The 19,538-nt window shown below is 72.8% G+C and carries 16 protein-coding genes and 1 pseudogene; 10 read left to right on the plus strand and 7 right to left on the minus strand.

Annotated elements, in window-relative coordinates:
- From AB8A24_RS11290 to argF, 4 genes and pseudogenes are all read left to right on the plus strand, one after another.
- Positions 1-1,281 (plus strand): annotated as a pseudogene (locus AB8A24_RS11290) (polynucleotide kinase-phosphatase); the annotation flags it as partial.
- 185 nt (positions 1,282-1,466) lie between these two features.
- A complete protein-coding gene (locus tag AB8A24_RS11295; RefSeq protein WP_328961216.1) occupies positions 1,467-1,973 on the plus strand; it encodes a hypothetical protein in 507 nt (168 codons plus the stop codon).
- 46 nt (positions 1,974-2,019) lie between these two features.
- Positions 2,020-3,246, plus strand: coding sequence for an arginine deiminase (locus tag AB8A24_RS11300; RefSeq protein ID WP_328961215.1), 1,227 nt, complete (start codon positions 2,020-2,022; stop codon positions 3,244-3,246).
- A gap of 124 nt (positions 3,247-3,370) precedes the next feature.
- Positions 3,371-4,393, plus strand: coding sequence for an ornithine carbamoyltransferase (argF, locus tag AB8A24_RS11305; protein WP_328961214.1), 1,023 nt, complete (start codon positions 3,371-3,373; stop codon positions 4,391-4,393).
- Here argF and AB8A24_RS11310 read toward each other — a convergent pair whose 3' ends face one another.
- The gene (locus AB8A24_RS11310; RefSeq protein WP_369475448.1) at positions 4,394-4,822 is read right to left on the minus strand and encodes an ATP-binding protein; all 429 of its coding nucleotides are present in this window, start codon (positions 4,820-4,822) and stop codon (positions 4,394-4,396) included.
- Between the two features lie 190 nt (positions 4,823-5,012).
- On the opposite strand from AB8A24_RS11310, the gene AB8A24_RS11315 reads away from it, so the two are divergent.
- Positions 5,013-5,840, plus strand: coding sequence for an enoyl-CoA hydratase family protein (locus AB8A24_RS11315; protein ID WP_030712961.1), 828 nt, complete (start codon positions 5,013-5,015; stop codon positions 5,838-5,840).
- Positions 5,841-5,844: 4 nt separating this feature from the next.
- Positions 5,845-8,094 carry a bifunctional salicylyl-CoA 5-hydroxylase/oxidoreductase gene (locus AB8A24_RS11320; protein ID WP_369475449.1) on the plus strand — a complete coding sequence of 750 codons (2,250 nt, stop codon included), beginning with the start codon at positions 5,845-5,847 and terminating at the stop codon, positions 8,092-8,094.
- Positions 8,095-8,168: 74 nt separating this feature from the next.
- Here AB8A24_RS11320 and AB8A24_RS11325 read toward each other — a convergent pair whose 3' ends face one another.
- The 3 genes from AB8A24_RS11325 to AB8A24_RS11335 all read right to left on the minus strand — a co-directional run bounded on the left by AB8A24_RS11325 (position 8,169) and on the right by AB8A24_RS11335 (position 11,565).
- Positions 8,169-9,008 (minus strand): GNAT family N-acetyltransferase, encoded by an 840-nt coding sequence (locus AB8A24_RS11325; protein WP_328961212.1) that lies wholly within the window; start codon positions 9,006-9,008, stop codon positions 8,169-8,171.
- 91 nt (positions 9,009-9,099) lie between these two features.
- Positions 9,100-9,900, minus strand: a complete 801-nt coding sequence (locus AB8A24_RS11330) for a PaaX family transcriptional regulator C-terminal domain-containing protein (RefSeq protein ID WP_328961211.1) — start codon at positions 9,898-9,900, stop codon at positions 9,100-9,102.
- A 9-nt stretch (positions 9,901-9,909) separates the two neighbouring features.
- Positions 9,910-11,565, minus strand: a complete 1,656-nt coding sequence (locus tag AB8A24_RS11335; protein WP_328961210.1) for an AMP-binding protein — start codon at positions 11,563-11,565, stop codon at positions 9,910-9,912.
- A gap of 146 nt (positions 11,566-11,711) precedes the next feature.
- On the opposite strand from AB8A24_RS11335, the gene AB8A24_RS11340 reads away from it, so the two are divergent.
- Positions 11,712-12,857 (plus strand): acyl-CoA dehydrogenase family protein, encoded by a 1,146-nt coding sequence (locus AB8A24_RS11340; protein ID WP_328961209.1) that lies wholly within the window; start codon positions 11,712-11,714, stop codon positions 12,855-12,857.
- Positions 12,854-13,252, plus strand: a complete 399-nt coding sequence (locus tag AB8A24_RS11345) for a RidA family protein (RefSeq protein WP_328961208.1) — start codon at positions 12,854-12,856, stop codon at positions 13,250-13,252. The genes AB8A24_RS11340 and AB8A24_RS11345 overlap by 4 nt, the downstream gene beginning before the upstream one ends.
- A 166-nt stretch (positions 13,253-13,418) precedes the next feature.
- Here AB8A24_RS11345 and AB8A24_RS11350 read toward each other — a convergent pair whose 3' ends face one another.
- Together AB8A24_RS11350 and AB8A24_RS11355 are read right to left on the minus strand one after the other, a co-directional pair.
- The gene (locus AB8A24_RS11350; RefSeq protein ID WP_328961207.1) at positions 13,419-13,628 is read right to left on the minus strand and encodes a 4-oxalocrotonate tautomerase family protein; all 210 of its coding nucleotides are present in this window, start codon (positions 13,626-13,628) and stop codon (positions 13,419-13,421) included.
- Positions 13,629-13,672: 44 nt separating this feature from the next.
- Complete coding sequence (locus AB8A24_RS11355; RefSeq protein ID WP_328961206.1) at positions 13,673-14,434, minus strand: SDR family oxidoreductase; 762 nt, start codon at positions 14,432-14,434, stop codon at positions 13,673-13,675.
- Between the two features lie 119 nt (positions 14,435-14,553).
- On the opposite strand from AB8A24_RS11355, the gene AB8A24_RS11360 reads away from it, so the two are divergent.
- Positions 14,554-15,462 carry a LysR family transcriptional regulator gene (locus tag AB8A24_RS11360; protein WP_328961205.1) on the plus strand — a complete coding sequence of 303 codons (909 nt, stop codon included), beginning with the start codon at positions 14,554-14,556 and terminating at the stop codon, positions 15,460-15,462.
- Between the two features lie 43 nt (positions 15,463-15,505).
- Here the strand turns inward: AB8A24_RS11360 and AB8A24_RS11365 are convergent, their stop codons facing one another.
- Entirely contained in the window at positions 15,506-16,903 is a 1,398-nt protein-coding gene (locus tag AB8A24_RS11365; protein ID WP_369475450.1) for an aminopeptidase P family protein, read from the minus strand.
- Positions 16,904-17,076: 173 nt separating this feature from the next.
- Between AB8A24_RS11365 and AB8A24_RS11370 the strand changes: the two genes are divergently transcribed.
- Complete coding sequence (locus AB8A24_RS11370) at positions 17,077-19,467, plus strand: collagenase (RefSeq protein WP_369475451.1); 2,391 nt, start codon at positions 17,077-17,079, stop codon at positions 19,465-19,467.
- The last annotated feature ends 71 nt before the right edge of the window (positions 19,468-19,538 follow it).

The following is a 19,538-nucleotide window of genomic DNA, read 5'->3' on the forward strand; positions in this document are numbered from 1 at the left end:
GGCCCGCGGACGGAGTCCGGGGGTGGCCGCCCGCTCGACCTGGCCGACGTGCACGGCCGCCGGGTCGTGGAGACCCGGCACCTGGGCAACGTCAACGTGCGCGAGGAGAACGCGGCGGCGGCCCTGGAGGTCATGAGCCGCTTCGCCGTCGACCCCCGTCTTGTGCCGTACCTGCCGCCGACCATGGCGCCCACGGCCACCTCCCGCGAGGACGGCTACCTGGAGCACCCGGCCGAGGCCTTCGCCCAGTACCGGGGGGACGGCATCGCCCAGGTGGTGTGCGAGGAGAAGCACATGGGCTCCCGCGCCACGGTCCTCGTCTGCAAGGACGCCGACGCGGCTCGGACCCGCTTCGGGGTCGACGGCCCGACGGGCTCCGTCTACACCCGCACCGGGCGGCCCTTCTTCAAGGACCCGGAGGTCACCGAGGAGGTCCTCACCCGGCTGCGCTCGGCGGTCACCGACGCCGGCCTCTGGGAGGAGCTCGACACCGACTGGCTGCTGCTCGACGGGGAACTCCTGCCCTGGTCCCTGAAGTCCGCCGGCCTGCTGCGCAACCAGTACGCCGCCGTGGGCGCGGCCTCCGGCGCCGTCTTCCCGAGCGCCGTCGCCGCCCTGGAGGCGGCCACCGCCCGGGGCGTCGACACCGGCGAACTGCTGGAGCGCCAGCGCGGCCGGGCCGCCGACGCGGCCGCCTTCACCGACTCCTACCGGCGCTACTGCTGGACCACCGACGGGCTGGAGGGCGTACGGTTCGCGCCGTTCCAACTGCTGGCGGTGGCCGGGCGGTCGCTGGCCGCGGTGCCCCACGACGAGCAGCTGTTCTGGCTGGACCGGCTGGTCGCCGCCGATGAGGCGGCGGGTACCGGACTGCTCCGCCGCACCGGCCGGATCCTGGTGGACACCGCGGACGAGGACTCCGTACGGGCCGGTACTGACTGGTGGTCGGAACTGACGGCGGCCGGCGGCGAGGGCATGGTCGTCAAGCCGCTCCAGGCGTACGCCAGGGACGGCAAGGGCCGACTGGTCCAGCCCGGGGTCAAGGTCCGCGGACGCGAGTACCTGCGGATCATCTACGGCCCGGAGTACACCCGTCCGCAGCAGCTGGAGCGGCTGCGCGAGCGGTTCCTCGGGCACAAGCGCTCGCTCGCCCTGCGCGAGTACGCGCTCGGGCTGGAGGCGCTGGACCGACTGGCGGCCGACGAGCCGCTGTGGCGGGTCCACGAGGCGGTCTTCGCGGTGCTCGCGCTGGAGTCGGAGCCGGTCGACCCGCGGCTGTGAGCCGGCACCGCCGCGGGAGCGGGCCGCGTCAGCACGGCCCGTAAAGGGGTGGCCTCCGTACGGCCTCGAATTAGGTCGTATGGGGGAACTTTCGCGGAGAACTCCGGGAAAACCACCAGCGGGATCGTTCAACCAGGGCAGCGGAATGTCCGCGACCCTGGAAGGACGGAACGTCACCTATGAAGATGACCGCGCGCGGAAGCATTGCGGCACTCATGACCTGTATGGCCGCGGCCGGTGCGGCCACCCCGGCCATGGCCCAGTCGGTGCCGGTCGGTGTCCCGCTGGACGCCGTGAAGACCACGCTGGGCGTGGACGTCCCGCGCGTGGACACCGGAGTGCCGGTGCCGGCCGTGGGAGCGCCCGAGTCGCCACGCTTCCACAAGGGGAACATGCTCCCGACCCCACTGCTCCCGTCGGTCCCGATCGATACCGAGCTCGGCAGCACCCTCGTCACCTCGCCGGTGCCGAACCTGCTGGGCAAGCCGGAGACGGACGGCGAGGGTTCCGTCGAGGCGCCGGCCGCCGACCTGCTCGCCCGGACCCCCGGTCTGGTCGCCGGCGGTCTGCTGACGATGCCGGACGCCTCCAACTCCGGGGTGCCGAACCTGACCACGCCCGAACTGGGCCTGACCACCCCGGAGCTGACCGGCGCTCCCTCGGCGCTTCTCGGCCTCGCCTCCCCTCGCTGAGCGGACGCCAGGTCAAAAAGCCGTTCGGTCTGGGAATGTGTACGGCATGGGATTCCATGTCGACTCCGAGACCGGGCGGCTCCGCCGCGTCATCCTCCACCGGCCCGACCTGGAGCTGAAGCGGCTCACACCGAGCAACAAGGACGCGCTCCTCTTCGACGACGTGCTGTGGGTGCGCCGGGCCCGCCAGGAGCACGACGGCTTCGCGGACGTGCTGCGGGACCGGGGCGTGGAGGTCCACCTCTTCGGTGACCTCCTGTGCGAGGCCCTCGAGATCCCGGAGGCGAGACACCTCGTACTGGACCGGGTCTTCGACGAGAAGGAGTACGGGCCGCTCGCCACCGACCATCTGCGCTCGGTCTTCGACGGGCTGCCCTCGGCGGACCTCGCGGAGGCGCTGGTCGGCGGGATGACCAAGCGGGAGTTCCTGGAGCGGCACGCCGAGCCGGTGTCGGTGCGCTTCCACGCGCTGGATCTGGACGGTTTCCTGCTGGGCCCGCTGCCCAACCACCTCTTCACCCGGGACACCTCCGCCTGGATCTACGACGGGGTGTCGATCAACGCGATGCGCTGGCCCGCCCGGCAGCGCGAGACGGTCCACTTCGAGGCGATCTACAAGCATCACCCGCTCTTCACCACCTCCGGTGCCTTCCACTACTGGTCGCAGGGGCAGCAGGACTACCCGTCGACCATCGAGGGCGGGGACGTCCTGGTCATCGGCAACGGGGCGGTGCTGATCGGGATGAGCGAGCGGACCACCCCGCAGGCGGTGGAGATGCTGGCGCGCGGTCTGTTCGCGGCCGGTTCGGCGAAGACCATCGTGGCCCTCGACATGCCGAAGTCCCGGGCCTTCATGCACCTGGACACGGTGATGACGATGGTCGACGGAGATACGTTCACTCAGTACGCCGGACTCGGCATGCTCCCCTCCTACACGATCGAGCCGGGCGGCGGTCCGCACGAGCTGAAGGTGACCGACCACCCGGAGGACCACATGCACCGGGCCATCGCGGCGGCGCTCGGTCTGGACTCGATCCGGGTGCTGACCGCGACGCAGGACGTGCACTCGGCCGAGCGCGAGCAGTGGGACGACGGGTGCAACGTGCTGGCCGTGGAGCCGGGGGTGGTGGTCGCCTACGAGCGGAACGTGACGACCAACACGCACCTGCGCAAGATGGGCATCGAGGTGATCGAGATCCCGGGCAGCGAGCTGGGGCGGGGCCGGGGCGGGCCGCGCTGCATGAGCTGCCCGGTCGAGCGGGACGCGGTCTGAGGCGGCCGGACCTGGGGGAGGAGTCCCGGGTCCGGGGGAAGACCCCGGGCCCGGTCTGTATATCAATACAGAGGATCGTATAGACTTCCAGCATCCCCTGTCACCGTGACGCTGGAGCGACCCCATGGCCACCGACCTCGCCGGCCGTAGTTTTCTCAAGGAGCTGGACTTCACGGCCGCCGAGTTCCGCGGTCTGATCGAGCTCGCCGCCGACCTGAAGGCGGCCAAGAAGGCCGGGGTCGAGCAGCGCCTCCTCCGGGGCAGGAACATCGCGCTGATCTTCGAGAAGACCTCGACGCGGACCCGCTGCGCCTTCGAGGTCGCCGCCGCGGACCAGGGCGCGCACACCACCTACCTGGATCCGGCCGGCTCCCAGATGGGACACAAGGAGTCGGTCAAGGACACCGCCCGGGTGCTCGGCCGGATGTTCGACGGGATCGAGTACCGGGGCGACAGCCAGCAGGCCGTCGAGGAACTCGCCGCCCACTCCGGCGTCCCCGTCTTCAACGGCCTCACCGACGACTGGCACCCGACCCAGATGCTGGCCGACCTGCTCACCATGACCGAGCACACCACCAAGCCGCTGGACCGGATCGCCTTCGCCTACCTCGGCGACGCCCGCTTCAACATGGGCAACTCCTACCTCGTGACCGGCGCGCTGCTGGGCATGGACGTACGGATCGTCGCGCCCCGGGCCTACTGGCCCGCCGAGCCGGTGGTGGCCGCGGCGCGGGAGCTCGCGGCGAAGAGCGGCGCCCGGCTCACCCTGACCGAGGAGGTCACCGAGGGGGTCGCCGGCGCGGACTTCGTCGTGACCGACATCTGGGTGTCCATGGGGGAGCCCAAGGAGGTCTGGGACGAGCGGATCGCGGCCCTGTCCCCGTACGCGGTGACCATGGACGTGCTGCGCGCCACCGGCAACCCGGACGTGAAGTTCATGCACTGCCTGCCGGCCTTCCATGACCTCGGCACCAAGGTGGCCCGGGAGATCCACGAGCGGCACGGGCTCGACTCCCTGGAGGTGACGGACGAGGTGTTCGAGTCGGAGCACTCCATCGTCTTCGACGAGGCCGAGAACCGGCTCCACACCATCAAGGCAGTGCTCGTCGCCACTCTCGGCCGGCGGTCCGGCCGAGGTGACGCATAGTCATGCGCCGGTGGGGCCGGTCCGCTGCGCGGGCAGGGTGAACCACACGGCCTTGCCGTGCGGGGTGGACCGGTGGCCGCAGTCGGAGCTCAGGCTCCGGATCAGCAGCAGGCCGCGGCCGTGCTCCTGCCAGGGGTCGGGCCGGTCGGCGTCCGGACGGGCCGACAGGTTCCCGGGCGGGCAGGGGTCGCCGTCGTGGACCTCGACCTGGCAGCCGTTCGCCAGCAGTTGCACGACCAACTCGATCGCGGCGCCGGAGCTGGTGTGCTCCACGGCGTTGGCGACCAGCTCCGCCGTCAGGAGCTCCGCGGTGTCCCGGTCCGCGGGCGCGTCGGTGTCGGCCAGCGCGGTGCGGACGAGGGCGCGGGCGAGGGGTACGGCCGCCGCCGTGTGGGGCAGGGCGATCCGCCAGGCGGAGGCGTCGGGCAAGGAAGGGCCATCCGTTCCGGGGTCGGGGGGTCGGCTTCGGGCTCGGATCCGGGTAGGGAAGGTAGACATCCCACTTTCAACGATACGAAGTCGAATTCTCATTCCGCAGGCGCCCCCTGGATCCTCCTGCGATGGCGAAGATGTCGCGCTTCTGTGACGGCAGTCACGATCTGGTGATACCGTCGGTGAGGTGAGCCCCTTCATCGGTTCCACACCAGCGACCGAACGGTGGCACCACCTCCGGGTCACCCGGCAGGACGGCGTCGCCACCGTCACCTTCGACCGCCCCGAAAAGCTGAACGCGCTCACCTTCGGCGCCTACGCCGACCTGCGCGATCTGCTCGGCGAACTGTCCCGTGAGCGCTCCGTACGCGCCCTCGTGCTCGGCGGCGAGGGCCGCGGCTTCTGCTCCGGCGGGGACGTGGACGAGATCATCGGCGCCACCCTCGCCATGGACACCGCCCAGCTCCTCGACTTCAACCGGATGACCGGCCAGGTGGTCCGCGCCCTCCGCGAATGCCCCTTCCCGGTGATCGCCGCCGTGCACGGGGTGGCCGCCGGAGCCGGAGCCGTCCTCGCCCTCGCCGCCGACTTCCGGATCGCCGACCCCACCGCCCGCTTCGCCTTCCTCTTCACCCGCGTCGGCCTCTCCGGTGGCGACATGGGCGCGGCCTACCTGCTGCCCCGGGTCGTCGGCCTCGGCCACGCCACCCGCCTACTGATGCTCGGAGAGCCCGTACACGCGGCCGAGGCCGAGCGGATCGGCCTGCTCAGCGAGCTCACCGAGGAGGGCAAGGCCCACGTACGGGCCGCCGAACTCGCCGCACGCCTGGCCGCGGGCCCCGCCCTCGCCCACGCGCAGACCAAGGCGCTGCTCACCGCCGAGCTCGACATGCCCCTGGCGGCGTCCGTGGAACTGGACGCCAACACCCAGGCCCTGCTGATGCACGGCCAGGACTACGCGGAGTTCCACGCCGCCTTCACCGGGAAGCGGCCGCCGGAGTGGAAGGGCAGGTAGCCACATGACTCCTGGTGCCATGCGGGTCGCCGTCGTCGGCGGGGGACCGGGAGGCCTCTACGCCGCCGCGCTGCTGGCCCGCCAGGGCCACACGGTGGAGGTCTGGGAGCGCAATGCCCCGGACGACACCTTCGGCTTCGGCGTAGTGCTCTCCGACGAGACCCTCGGCGGCATCGAGCGGGCCGACACCGTCGTCCACACGGCCCTGAGCGCGGAGTTCGTGCGCTGGGACGACGTGGACATCGTGCACCGAGGCCGGCTGCTGACCTCCGGCGGCCACGGCTTCGCGGCCATCGGGCGGCGCCGGCTGTTGGAGATCCTGCACCAGCGCTGCGTCGGCCTCGGCGTCCGCCTCCGCTTCCGCTCCGAGGCCCCGGCCGTGGCCGAACTCGCCGCCTCGTACGACCTGGTGGTCGCGGCCGACGGGGTGCACAGCGCGATCCGGGAGGCCGGCGCCGCACACTACGGGCCGACGCTGACCGCCGGACGCTGCCGCTACATCTGGCTCGCCGCCGACTTCGCCTTCGACGCCTTCCGCTTCGAGATCGCGGAGACCGAGCACGGGGTCATGCAGCTGCACGCCTACCCCTACGCGGCCGACGCCTCCACGGTGATCGTGGAGATGCGCGACGAGGTGTGGCGGGCGGCCGGCTTCGACCTGTGCGACGAGGACGAGTCGGCGGCCCGCTGCGCCAAGATCTTCAGCGAGGCCCTGCGCGGGCGCCCGCTGCACGGCAACCGCTCCACCTGGACGCGGTTCCGTACCGTCGTCAACGAGGGCTGGTCGCACGACAACGTCGTCCTGCTCGGCGACGCGGCGCACACCGCCCACTTCTCCATCGGGTCCGGCACCAAACTGGCCGTCGAGGACGCGCTCGCGCTCGCCGAAGCGGTGGGCGCCGCACCGGACGACGTCCCGGCCGCCCTCGCCGCGTACGAAGCGGCACGCCGCCCGGCGGTCGCCAGCACCCAGCGGGCTGCGGCCGCCAGCCGGCAGTGGTTCGAGGAGATCGCCGGATACGTCGACCAGCCCGCCCGGCAGTTCGCCTTCAACCTCCTCACCCGCAGCCGCCGGGTCACCCACGACAACCTCCGGCTGCGCGACGCGCGCTTCACGCGGGCGGTGGAGAAGGACTTCGGCTGCCCGAACGGCACCCCCGCGATGTTCACGCCCTTCACCCTGCGGGGCCTGACCCTGCGCAACCGGGTCGTCGTCTCCCCCATGGACATGTACTCGGCGCGGGAGGGCGTGCCCGGCGACTTCCACCTCGTGCACCTGGGGGCGCGGGCCCTCGGCGGCCCCGGCCTGGTGATGACGGAGATGGTCTGTGTGTCCGCCGAGGGCCGGATCACCCCCGGCTGCACCGGCCTCTACACCGAGGAACAGGCGGCCGCCTGGAAGCGGATCGCCGACTTCGTCCACACCTCGGCGCCCGGCACCGCCCTCGGCGTCCAGCTCGGCCACGCGGGCCGCAAGGGCTCGACCCGGGTGATGTGGGAGGGCATGGACGACCCCCTGCCCGAGGGCAACTGGCCACTGGTGGCCGCCTCCGCGCTGCCCTACCGGCCCGGCGCCTCGGCGCTCCCGCGCGCCCTCGGGCAGGACGACATGGTCGCGCTGCGCTCCGAGTTCGCGGCCGCCGCCGTCCGCGCCGCCGACGCGGGGTTCGACCTGCTCGAACTGCACTGCGCCCACGGCTATCTGCTCTCCGGGTTCCTGTCCCCGCTGACCAACCACCGTGACGACGAGTACGGCGGCTCCCTGGAGAACCGGCTCCGGTTCCCGCTGGAGGTTTTCGACGCGGTCCGCGCGGTCTGGCCCGAGGACCGCCCGATGACGGTCCGCCTCTCGGCCACCGACTGGGCGCCCGGCGGCACCTCGCCCGAGGAGTCGGTGCGGAGCGCGGCCGCCTTCGCGGCCCGGGGCGCGGACGCCATCGACGTCTCGACCGGCCAGGTGGTCGCGGACGAGGCCCCCGAGTACGGGCGCTCGTACCAGACCCCGTACGCCGACCGGATCCGGGGCGCGCTCGGCGTCCCCGTCATCGCGGTCGGCGCCATCTCCTCCTGGGACGACGTGAACTCCCTGCTGCTGGCCGGCCGCGCCGACCTCTGCGCCCTCGGTCGCCCCCACCTCTACGACCCCCACTGGACCCTGCACGCGGCAGCCGAGCAGTCCTACGAAGGCCCGGGTGCGCCCTGGCCGGCCCCGTACCGCGCGGGCAGCCGCACCCCGCCGACGGGCCGCGGCTAGGCCGTCTCGGCGGTCCTGCCGGACCCGGTGGATCGCCGGGTCCGGCAGACGAGACGCCAGGCGCGCGGGGGCCGTCAGGCCGCGACGATCTCGGTGCGGTCCTCGACCGGGGTGTAGCCCAGACGCAGGTACACGCCGTTGCTGGTGGGGTTGGCCAGGTCCGTGAAGAGGAGGACCTCGGCGGCGCCGGTCGCGTACGCCGCTTCGCTCGCCGCGTGCGTGACCCCGGCGGCGTAGCCGCGGCCGCGGTGCTCCGGTGGTGTGTAGACCGGGCCGATGCGGGAGGCCGAGCCGATCGCGCGGGAGAAACCGGCCAGCGAGACGGGGGCCCCGGCCCGCTCCCACAGCAGGGCCCCGCCGTAGGAGATCCGGTCGCGCAGCACGGGCTCGGAGGCGCTGCCCGGCACACCCGCTTCGGCCTTGAAGGCCGTGACCCACTCCAGCAGCAGCGGGAGGTCGGCCTCGGTGGCGGGTCGGGCCCGCCCGGCCGGGGCGGGGTCCGGGGCGGCCAGGGCGGCCAGCCGGTACAGGCGCTGCTCCTCGGAGGTCCGGGTGGGCCGCCCCCAGGCCTCGGCCAGCACCCGGGCGTCCGCGCGGCGGGCGTTGAGCGTGCGGACCCCGGCGAGCAGCGGTTCGGTGGCGAGCTCGGCCCCCAGCGCGCGGACCGCCTCCTCGGGCAGCACGCCGAGGTGCAGCGGGAACGGCGGGGTGCACAGCAGGCCACCGGTGACGGCTCCGTCGGCCCCGGTCCACCAGCCGAAGAAGGGGGTGTCGCCGCCGTAGGTGCCGGTGCCGCGCCGCGCCAGCGCGTCGGTCACGCTCAGCAGGACGGTGTTGGGGACGGGCCGCGCGGCCAGGGCCGGGCCCGCCGCGCGCACGAAGGCCGCCAGGTCCGTGGTGAAGGTCCAGTTCATGGCCCATCGTGGCGCGGCGCGCGGCCCGCCCGCACCCGGATTTCCGCCCCGGGTCCGCGGGACGGCCGTCGAGGGTGGCGAACACGGCCGGTCAGGGGTGCGCGAAGCCCTCCCCGCCGGCGCGCAGCCGTTCGTGCAGCTCGGCGAAGACGGCCGCCGCCCGGTCGCCCGGCCAGTCCGCCGGGAGCAGGTCCCGCGGCAGGCCCGGATCGGCGTACGGCAGCCGGCGCCAGGTGTCCAGCGCCAGGAGGTAGCCCCGGTAGGCCTCCTCCGGGGTCGGCTCCGGGCCGGACCGCAGGGCGCGCAGGACGGGTTCGTGCAGGTCCAGGAATTCCTCGTGCTGCTTGGCCAGGGCCGCCAGGTCCCACCAGCGGGCCACCGCCTCGGCGGTCGGGGCGAATCCCAGGTGGGCGCCGCGGAACAGTTCCACGTACGGGGTCAGGTGCAGCCGCTCCAGGGTGTGCGCGGTCTCCTCGGCGAACCGGGCCGGAGCGATCCACACGCCCGGTGCCACCGCGCCGAAACCGAGCCGGGCCAGCCGCGAGCGCAGCAGGTGCCGCTTGTTCCGCTCCTGCTCCGGGACCGAGAAGACCGCCACCAGCCACTCGTCCGACAGCTGTGGGCTGCCGTAGATCCGGCGATCGCCGTCGTCGAGCAGCTGCCGGGCCTCCTCGGAGAGCCCGTACGCCGCCGAGCCGTCCGCCGTGCGCTCGGGCAGCAGGAAGCCGCGCCGCTTCAGCCGGGACACCGACGAGCGGACGGACGGGGCGTCCACGCCGGCCGCGCCCAGCAGGCGGATCAGCGCGGCCACCGGGACCGGGCCCTCGAAGGCCCGCCCGTAGGCTCCGTAGAACGTGACGATCAGGGATCGCGGGGTGTGCTGCTCGACCACGGGTTCACTCTAGATCCTGTGGGGCGGTTCAGGTCGGGCGTCGGGATCGCGCAGCCGGAAGCGCTGCAGTTTGCCCGTCGCGGTGCGGGGGAGGGCGGGGAGGAAGACGAAGGAACGCGGGCACTTGTGCGGGGCCAGTTCCGCCCGCATGAAGGTGCGCAGGACCTCCTCCGTCAGCACCGCGCCGTCGCGTGCCACGGTGTACGCCACCACGATCTGCCCGCGTCGCTCGTCGGGGAGGCCCACCACCGCCGCCTCCACCACGTCCGGGTGGCGCAGCAGGGCCTCCTCCACCTCGGGGCCCGCGATGTTGTAGCCCGCCGAGACGATCATGTCGTCGGCCCGGGCGACGTAGCGGAAGTAGCCGTCCGGATCGCGGACGTAGGTGTCACCGGTCAGATTCCATCCGTCCCGTACGTACTCGCCCTGCCGGGGATCGGCCAGGTAGCGGCAGCCCACCGGGCCGCGGACGGCCAGCAGTCCCGGCTCGTCGTCCGGGACCGGCCGGCCGGCCCGGTCCACCACCCGGGCCTCCCAGCCCGGGACCACCCGGCCCGTCGTACCGGGCCGGATGTCCTCGTCGGCGGCGGAGATGAAGATGTGCAGCAGCTCGGTCGCCCCGATGCCGTTGATGATGCGCAGGCCGGTGCGCTCGTACCAGGCCTGCCAGGTGGCGGCGGGCAGGTTCTCCCCGGCCGAGACGCAGCGGCGCAGCGCCGACAGGTCGTACATGCCCACGTCGTACGGGCCCAGCGAGTCCAGCATCGTCCGGTACGCGGTGGGCGCGGTGAACAGCACCGTCACCCGGTGCTCGGCGAGCGCGGGCAGCAGCCGGCGCGGCACCGCCTCCTCCAGCAGCAGCGCCGAGGCCCCGGCGCGCAGCGGGAAGACGACCAGCCCGCCGAGGCCGAAGGTGAAGCCGAGCGGCGGGCTGCCCGCGAAGACGTCGTCGGGGCGGGGTCGCAGCACGTTGCGGGAGAAGGTGTCGGCGACCGCGAGCAGGTCACGGTGGAAGTGCATGCAGCCCTTGGGCCGCCCGGTGGTCCCGGAGGTGAAGGCGATCAGGGCGACGTCGTCCGCCGAGGTCGGGGCGGCCGGGAACGGGTCGGGGTGTCTCTCGGCCAGCCGGAGCAGATCGTCCGGGGCGGCGCCCCCGTACACGGTGATCCGCAGCCCCGGCACCTCCGCCTTGACCAGGTCGTCCAGCACGTCCGCGTGGCACAGGGCGTGCCCCACCCGAGCCATCGCGCACACCGTGGCCAGCTCCTGCGCGCGCTGCTGGGGCAGTACGGTGACGGCCACCGCGCCCGCCTTCATCACCGCGAGCCAGCAGGCCGCGAGCCAGGGGCCGGTGGGCCCGCGCAGCAGCACCCGGTTGCCGGGGACCACGCCGAGGTCGGCGGTGAGGGTGTGGGCCAGGCGGTCCACGCGCTCGCGCAGACCGCCGTACGTCCACACCTCGCCCGTGGAGCTGCGGAAGGCCGGGCGGTCGGCGCCCGCCGGACCGAACCGGGCGATGGTGGCGTCGAGCAGCTCGGCCCCGCAGTTCAGGCGGTCCGGGTAGGCCAGTTCGGGCAGATCGAAGACAAGCTCCGGCCAGGTGCCCGCGGGTGGCAGATGGTCACGGGCGAAGGTGTCGGTGTGAGCGGAAGGCTTGAGGTCCAAGGCGGGTCGCCCCCCTTGCAGCGGTCCGGGGTGGGGTGGAGCCGGCCGTGCGGTAGTTCCCCCGGCCACAGCCGGAAGGTCCTTCCAGGAGCGTATCGTGATGGTGACGGCAGTCAACAGGACGCGATAGATGCGGGGATATTCGGATGACCGGATTCGCGCTCGGGGTGGACCAGGAGGAGTGGTGCGGGCAGCTGCGCGCACTGGCGGCGGAGCGGCTGCGGCCACTGGCCGAGAAGGGGGAACCGGGGCGGGTCAACCGGCCGCTGCTGGCGGCGCTGGGCGAGCTGGGCCTGCTGGAGCGGGTGTTCGCCTCGGGCGCGCTGGAACTGTGCCTGCTGCGGGAGTCCCTCGCCTACGGTTGCACGGAGGCCGAGACGGCGCTCGCCCTGCAGGGGCTCGGGGCGTACCCGGTCCTGCGGGCGGGCAGCGAGGAGCAGCGCGAGCGCTGGCTGCCGCGGGTACGCGCCGGGCAGGCGGTGGCGGCCTTCGCACTGAGCGAGCCGGGGGCGGGCTCGGACGCGGCGGCACTGGCCTTGGCGGCGACCGCCGATCCTGCCGTCGATCCGGCCGCCGGTGGTGGCTGGCGGCTCAGCGGTGAGAAGTGCTGGATCTCCAACGCTCCCGAAGCGGATTTCTACACCGTGTTCGCCCGAACGGGCGAGGGGCCGGGTGCGAAGGGGGTCTCGGCCTTCCTGGTCCCGGCCGACCGCCCCGGACTCTCCGGCGCACCCCTGGACATGCTCTCGCCGCACCCCATCGGCTCCCTCGCCTTCGACGGGGTGCCGGTCGGCCAGCGGGACCTGCTCGGCGAACCCGGGCGGGGGTTCCGCGTCGCGATGGACACCCTGAACCTCTTCCGGCCGAGCGTCGGCGCCTTCGCGGTGGGCATGGCCCGGGCCGCGCTGGACGCGACGCTCACGTACACGGCGGACCGGACCGCCTTCGGCGGGACGCTGAGCGACCTCCAGGCGGTGGCGCACCGGGTGGCCGAGATGGCCACCCGCACGGAGGCGGCCCGGCTGTTGGTGTACGCGGCGGCCGGGGCGTACGACCGCGGCGCGGGGGACGTCCCGCGCCGGGCGGCGATGGCGAAACTGCTGGCCACGGAGACGGCCCAGTACGTGGTCGACCACGCGGTCCAACTGCACGGCGCGGTCGCCCTCCAGCGCGGCCACCTGCTCGAACACCTCTACCGGGAGGTGCGGGCACCGCGGATCTACGAGGGGGCGAGCGAGGTGCAGCGCACGATCATCGCGAAGGAGCTGTACGCGGGGGTGGTGGCGCGATGAGCCTGGAGCGGATCAACCCGGCGGAGCTGTCGCCCGCGACGGGCTTCTCGCACGCGGTCGCGGCGACCGGCACCCGGCTGGTGTTCCTGGCGGGCCAGACCGCTCTGGACGGTGCGGGCAAGGTGGTGGGCGAGAGCCTGCCGGAGCAGTTCGAGATCGCCCTCACCAACCTCCTGACGGCCCTCGCCGCGGCGGGCGGCACCCCGGCGGACCTGGCCCGGGTGACGGTGTACGCGGTGGACGTGGCGGCGTACCGGACCCACGTGGCCGAACTGGGCCGCATCTGGCGGCGGTCGGCGGGCCGCGACTACCCGGCGATGGCCGTCATCGGCGTGGCCCGCCTCTGGGACGACCAGGCCCTGGTGGAACTCGACGGGGTCGCGGTCCTGCCCTAGGGGGTGTCCCGGGCGCCGGGACGGCCGCGGGTGCGTGGGTGGGGCTGAGCCCCGCCCACGCACCTGCGCACACGGCTTCGCCGGCCGGACCGTGGTCGCGCGCCCGTCCCGCGGGGGCACTCCGCCGTGTCCGCCCCGGACCCCGGCAAGATCCGAAAGAGACGACCTAGTCCCGTGCGCGGATACGGCGGTACTCGTCCGTCCGGACGCCGCCCACGCCCCAGTCCTCCAGCTCCACCTCGTCGATGAGGACGAAGGTGGTGGCCGGGTCCTTGTCGAGGACCTGGACCAGCAGGTCGGTCACACCGGCGATGATCTCGGCCTTCTGGGCGGCGGTGGCGCCTTCACGGGTGATCCTGACGTTGACGTACGGCATGGTGACGGATGTCCTTCCGGTGGGCAGGGGAGAGGGGCGTCGGCTCAGGCGCGACCGGTGACGTGGCCGCCGTCCACGCGCAGGGCGTGGCCGGTGACGAAGGTGGCGCCCGCGAGGTAGAGCACCGCCTCGGAGATCTCCGCGACCTCGCCGACCCGGTTCAGCAGGGCGAGCCCGCCGAAGGAGTCCACATCGGATCCCGCGTGCAGCGGGGTGCGGATGATGCCGGGGGACACGAGGTTCACGCGGATGCCGTCGGCGGCGAGTTCGGCGGCCAGGCTGGTCGTCAGCGCGTGCACCCCCGCCTTGCTGACCACCGGCGCGGAGGACGGGAAGCCCGCCAGCGCGTGGTCCACCAGGACGGTGCCGATGTTGACGATGCTGCCGCCCCGGCCCTGCGCGCGCAGCGCCCGTACGACGGCCTGGGTGGTGAGGTACGTGCCCTTGAGGTTGCCGGTCAGGAAGCCGTCGAGTTCTTCCTCGGTGACCTCGGTGAAGGGCTTGGGGGCGAAGGTACCCGCGTTGTTGACCAGGACGTCGATGCGGCCGAATCGGTCCAGGGCGGTACGGACGAGGGCCTCGCCCGTCGCCGGCTCGGCGATGGCGCCCGCGACCCACGCGATCCGCCCGGGGTGACCGAGGTCGGCCGCGGCCTTGGCGAGGCGGTCGCCGTCCCGGCCGTTCAGGACGACATTGGCGCCGCTCGCGAGGAAGGCGCGGGCGATGTCCAGGCCGATGCCGCTGGAGGAGCCGGTGACCAGAGCGGTGGTGGCGGTGTCGTTGATGTCCGTGTGCGTGTCGTTCATGGCGCTGTGCCTTTCGTCGGTGTCGTCCGTCGGGGTCCCGACCGGCTGACACCACGAACCTAGGAGCGCCCAACTCATAACACCACGACGAAGATTGGAGCGTGCCATAATCTTTGATTATGGATGTGGATCTGCGTGACCTGGAGCTCTTGGCCGCCACCGCCGAGGCCGGCTCGCTGACCGCCGCCGCCGAGCGGCTCTACGTGAGCCAGCCCGCCCTCAGCCAGCGGCTCACCCGGCTGGAGGCCCGCCTGGGCATGGCCCTCTTCGACCGCAAGGGCCGCCGCCTGGTCCCCAACGCCGCGGGCCGCCGACTGCTGGTCGCGGCCCGCCACGTCATCGGCGAACTGGACTCGGCGGCCCGGGACCTGCGCGAGATCCGTGACGGGCGCGACCGGCGGGTCCGCTTCACCGCGCAGTGCAGTACGACCTTCCCGTGGCTGCCGCCGGTGCTCCGCGCGTTCCGCGAGCGCGCGCCGGACATCGACGTACGCATCGAGACCGTTGCCGACGACGCGCCGATCCCGGCCCTGCTCGCCGACCTCGTCGACGTCGCGCTGGTCACCAAGCCGGACCTGCAGATGGACCGGGTGTCGCTGACCAGACTGTTCGAGGACGAGATGGTGGCCGTGGTGCCCGCCGGCCACCCGTGGGCCTCGCGCGCGCACCTGACCGCCCGTGACTTCGACGGAGCCGACCTCGTCCTCTACGACTTCTACGACCAGAAGCGGATCCCGTCGATGCCGCTGCCGATCCCCGTCGGGGCCCGGCCGGCCCGGATCACCACCATGCCGGTGGTGACCGACCTGGTGATCGAGATGGTGGCCGGCGGCCAGGGCGTGACCGTGCTGCCCAACTGGGTGGCCGCCCCCTACGCGGCCTCGCACGGCCTCGCCCTCGTCGGCATCGGCGCGCGGCCACTGACCCGTACCTGGTTCTGTGCCACCCGCACCGGACCGCGCCCGCCCCACGTGGAGGCCTTCGTCGAGGAGCTGACCGCCCGGCTCACCACCCCGCACAGCGTCTAGTGGTGTGACCCGGTGGACCTTTCCGGTCACAGCGCCAGGACGTTCAGGGAGTCTCCAGGAGCAGGCCCATCCACTCCTCGATGCCGGCCACCGTGCGCGGGAGCGCGCCCGACATCAGGCGGGCGCCGTCCGCCGTGATGACCAGGTCGTCCTCGATGCGGACGCCGATGCCCCGCAGTTCCGCCGGGAGGGTCTCGTCGTCGGGCTGGAGGTAGAGGCCCGGCTCCACCGTCAGGACCTGCCCCTCCTCCAGGACGCCGTCCAGGTACGTCTCGGCCCGCGCCTTCGCGCAGTCGTGCACGTCCAGCCCCAGCATGTGGCCGCTGCTGCACAGCGTGTACCGCCGGTGCAGGTCGCCCTCCGCGTCCTTCAGGACGCCCCACTCCGCCAGGCCCTCCGCGATCACCCGCATCCCGGCCCGGTGGAAGTCCCCGAAGCTCGCCCCCGGGCGCAGCGCCGCGATGCCCGCGTCCTGGGCGGCGAGGACCAGTTCGTACACCTGGCGCTGGACGGGGGAGAAGCGGCCCGACAGCGGGAGGGTGCGGGTGATGTCCGCCGTGTAGAGGGTGTCCGTCTCCACGCCCGCGTCCAGGAGCAGCAGCTCCTCGCCGTTCAGTCGGCCGTCGTTGCGGATCCAGTGCAGGGTGCAGGCGTGGGCGCCGGACGCCGCGATCGTCTCGTAGCCGGTGCCGTTGCCCTCCGCCCGGGCGCGCAGACCGAAGACCCCCTCGATCCAGCGCTCCCCGCGCGGATGCGCCAGCGCGCGCGGCAGGGCCCGTACGACGTCCTCGAAGCCCGCCGTGGTGTGGTCGACGGCCAGCTGGAGCTGAGCCACCTCCCACGCGTCCTTCACCAGGCGCAACTCCGAGAGGGCGGAGGCGAGTTCGGCGTCGGAGGTCGCGTTGCGGCCCGTCGGTGAACCGAGCCGGTCCAGGTGCGCGCAGCGGATGCCGGTGAGGCGTTCGGCCTCCGCGAGGTCGGGCCGGCGGCCCACCCAGAACTCCCCGTACCGGCGGTCCCGGTAGAACTCCCCGTCCCCGCCCGTCCGCGGCGAGCGCGGCCGCAGGTACAGCACGGCCTCGTGGGCGTGCGGACCCGACGGCTCCATGACCAGGACGTGGCCCGCCTGGTCCTCGCCGGTGAGGCCGGTCAGCCAGGCGTACGCGCTGTGCGGCCGGAAGCGGTGGTCGCAGGCGTTGGAGCGGACCTTCAACTCCCCGGCCGGGACGATCAGCCGCTCGCCCGGGAAGCGGGCGGAGAGCCGCGCCCGGCGGGCCGGGGTGACGTCGTGACCGGGGACGCGGGCGGAGTCGGGCAGCGGGCTCGCGGCCCAGTTCCCCGCCATGAACCGGGACAACTCGGGTGACACCGGACGGTCGTGACTGCCCGTGTTGAGCGGGGCGGGAGCGTGGGCGGAGGCGTCGGCGGGGGCTTCGGTCACGAGGACTCCCTCAAGAAGTTGTGAACTGGTGTGCGCACAGGTCTTGTCAGTGCAATTTCACATTACTATGTTACAGCTCACATCGCGGCACGTTAACCCCCGTCAAACGCCGTGTGACGCAGGGCAGTTCACGCACCACCCCCCACCTCACCCTCTCCAATCAGGAGTCATCGGTGCTCAAGCACAGAGCTGTGCGCTCTTCCCTTCTCGCCTCCGCCGTAGCCGTGACCCTCCTCGCCACCGCGGGACAGGCCACCACGCAGGCCGCCGAGTTCGCGGCCCCGGCACCCTTCACCGGCGCACAGGCCGCCCCGGCCGCCCCCGCCCCCGCCCCCGGCCCCACGGGGAACCCGTTCGACGAGGTCGACCGTCTGGCCGACCCGAAGGACAACACCCCGGCGCCGGCCCCGGCCCCGGGCGGGCAGAACATCACCGGGCAGGTCCCGGGCGCCGCGACCGCCGCCGCGCCCGCCGACGACCTGCAGAAGCGCGGTAGGACGGCCAAGGCGGCCCCCACCGCGAAGAGCGTCGCCGCAGGCGTCCCCTGCACCCTCGACGGGATCACCGGACTCACCCCCGAGCAGTTCGCCGACTTCCTCGCGGACCAGGCCGTGCTCGCCGACGGCTGCCTGCGCGGCCTGATCTGGACCTGGGACGCCCGCCTGACCCCGGTCATGTCGGACGCGCACGTGCAGGCCGTCTCCCGCCGGATATCCGGCCTGGCCGCCGCCCACGACGGCCGTAACTCCTCCCACCTGGAGGAGATGTTCACGTACCTGCACGCGGTCGCCTACCACGACTACTCGCGCCCCGAGATCGACGTCACCGACGCCCCCACCGTCGACGCCATGCGCCGCGCCATCGCCGACTTCGGCGCCGCCGCCCACACCTTCGACGCGACGCCCTCCAACGCCCGCACCCTGCGCGAGGCCCTCTACGCCGGCAGCGCGCCCGGCCTGCGCCAGCACCAGCTCGGCCTCATCAAGAAGGTCCTGGCCACCATGGACCCGGCCCACCCGGCCACCCACCTCGACGCCGGCTGGGGTGGCGCCGCGCTGGCCGCGCTGTCCGTCTCCTACCTGGGCGTCTACCCGGGCAACCAGGACGCGGCGTTCCACTCCGCCGTGGCCGCGGACCCCTCCTACCGCGACGCCTTCAAGGCCTTCGCCGGCTACACCCACCTCAAGGGCACCGGCAACGCCTGGGTGGTGCGCGACGCGCTGAGCGAGTACGCCCGGTTCGGCCAGGTCGAGGGCCTGCGGGACCGGGTCGTGGCCGACCTCGGCGCGATGCTCGGCCCGGTCCGGGCGGCCTTCGGCGACGGGAGCGAACCGTGGGCCAAGATCGTCTCGTGGCTCAACGTCTACGAGGCCTGCAAGCCGTACGGGGTGTGCAAGGAGGACATCGAGAAGCAGCTCTTCCCCTACACCTACTCCTACGACAACGGCGCCATCAAGGTCCGCACCGCCCTGGACCGGGCCACGGTCGACCAGCTCTACTACGCGAGCAAGCAGGTGAAGGCCCAGTACCACCGGGTGCTCGGCACCGACCAGCCGCTCGCGGGCGACCCCAACACCACGCTGAACATCGTGCTCTACGCCTCCCGCGCCGACTACGTGAACTACCACCCGATCCTGACCGGCTACGACACCAACAACGGCGGCATCTACATCGAGAACGGCGCCACCTTCTACACCTACCAGCGCCGCGTCCCGCAGGACTCCTCGCTCACCCTCGAGGAGCTCTTCCGGCACGAGTACACGCACTACCTCAACGGCCGCTTCGCCGTGCCCGGCTTCTTCGGCGAGGGCGAGTGGTACGAGAGCGACCGGACGACCGCCATGGACGAGGGCACGGCCGAGTTCTTCGACGGCGCCACCCGCGACAACGGCATCGCCGTCCGCAAGTCCCTGGTCAAGAGCATCATCAGCGACACGGCCGGCGGCGGCCCGCGCATGAGCGTCGAGCAGCTGCTGAACGCCACCTACGACGGCGACGGCTTCCGCTTCTACAGCTACGCGGGCACCTTCTTCGAGTTCCTGTGGACCGAGAAGCCCACGCTGCTGCGCGAGATGTACACGCACCTGCGGAACAACGACGTGGCGGCGTACGACGCCTGGCGCCACCGGATGGGCGCGGACACCTACCTCCAGCGCGACTACGACCGCTTCCTGGACGCGCAGATCGCCAAGGTCGACCAGCTCTACGTGCCGAACACCTCCTTCACCCCGAACGACCAGCTGCGCGACGCCGCGCTCGCCTCGGTGAAGTCCTCCTTCGCCACGGCCACGCAGAACACCCCGGACTGCAAGGAGAACGGCGACGCCGCCAAGCGCCGCTTCACCTGTACCGGTCGGATCACGGCGAACCTGAAGAACTGGCGCAACGACGACCAGGTCTTCAAGGACATGTCGGAGACGGTCGACTACTTCATCCTCGACCGGGCGGGCGCGGCCTCCAACAACCTCGCCGACATGAACTGCTCCTTCGGTCCGGTGGAGATCTGGACCAACAAGGTCGCGGGCACCTCCAGTTACAGCTGTGAGGGTCCCCTCCGCGGCTGACCGGCACCCGGCCCGGCGCCACCGCCGGGCCGACGCCGGCCCGGCACCGGGCCGGTCCCGCATCCGAGGGG

This window comes from Streptomyces sp. BF23-19, from assembly GCF_041106355.1.
In the GTDB taxonomy this organism is placed as follows: Bacteria; Actinomycetota; Actinomycetes; order Streptomycetales; family Streptomycetaceae; genus Streptomyces; species Streptomyces virginiae_A.

Coding starts and splice junctions, on each gene's coding strand:
- AB8A24_RS11360 (WP_328961205.1), top strand. CDS start 14,554: ATGGATGTGGATCTGCGTGACCTGGAGCTCTTGGCCGCCACCGCCGAG.
- AB8A24_RS11295 (WP_328961216.1), top strand. CDS start 1,467: ATGACCGCGCGCGGAAGCATTGCGGCACTCATGACCTGTATGGCCGCG.
- AB8A24_RS11350 (WP_328961207.1), bottom strand. CDS start 13,628: ATGCCGTACGTCAACGTCAGGATCACCCGTGAAGGCGCCACCGCCGCC.
- argF (WP_328961214.1), top strand. CDS start 3,371: ATGGCCACCGACCTCGCCGGCCGTAGTTTTCTCAAGGAGCTGGACTTC.
- AB8A24_RS11345 (WP_328961208.1), top strand. CDS start 12,854: ATGAGCCTGGAGCGGATCAACCCGGCGGAGCTGTCGCCCGCGACGGGC.
- AB8A24_RS11300 (WP_328961215.1), top strand. CDS start 2,020: ATGGGATTCCATGTCGACTCCGAGACCGGGCGGCTCCGCCGCGTCATC.
- AB8A24_RS11340 (WP_328961209.1), top strand. CDS start 11,712: ATGACCGGATTCGCGCTCGGGGTGGACCAGGAGGAGTGGTGCGGGCAG.
- AB8A24_RS11325 (WP_328961212.1), bottom strand. CDS start 9,008: ATGAACTGGACCTTCACCACGGACCTGGCGGCCTTCGTGCGCGCGGCG.
- AB8A24_RS11320 (WP_369475449.1), top strand. CDS start 5,845: ATGACTCCTGGTGCCATGCGGGTCGCCGTCGTCGGCGGGGGACCGGGA.
- AB8A24_RS11355 (WP_328961206.1), bottom strand. CDS start 14,434: ATGAACGACACGCACACGGACATCAACGACACCGCCACCACCGCTCTG.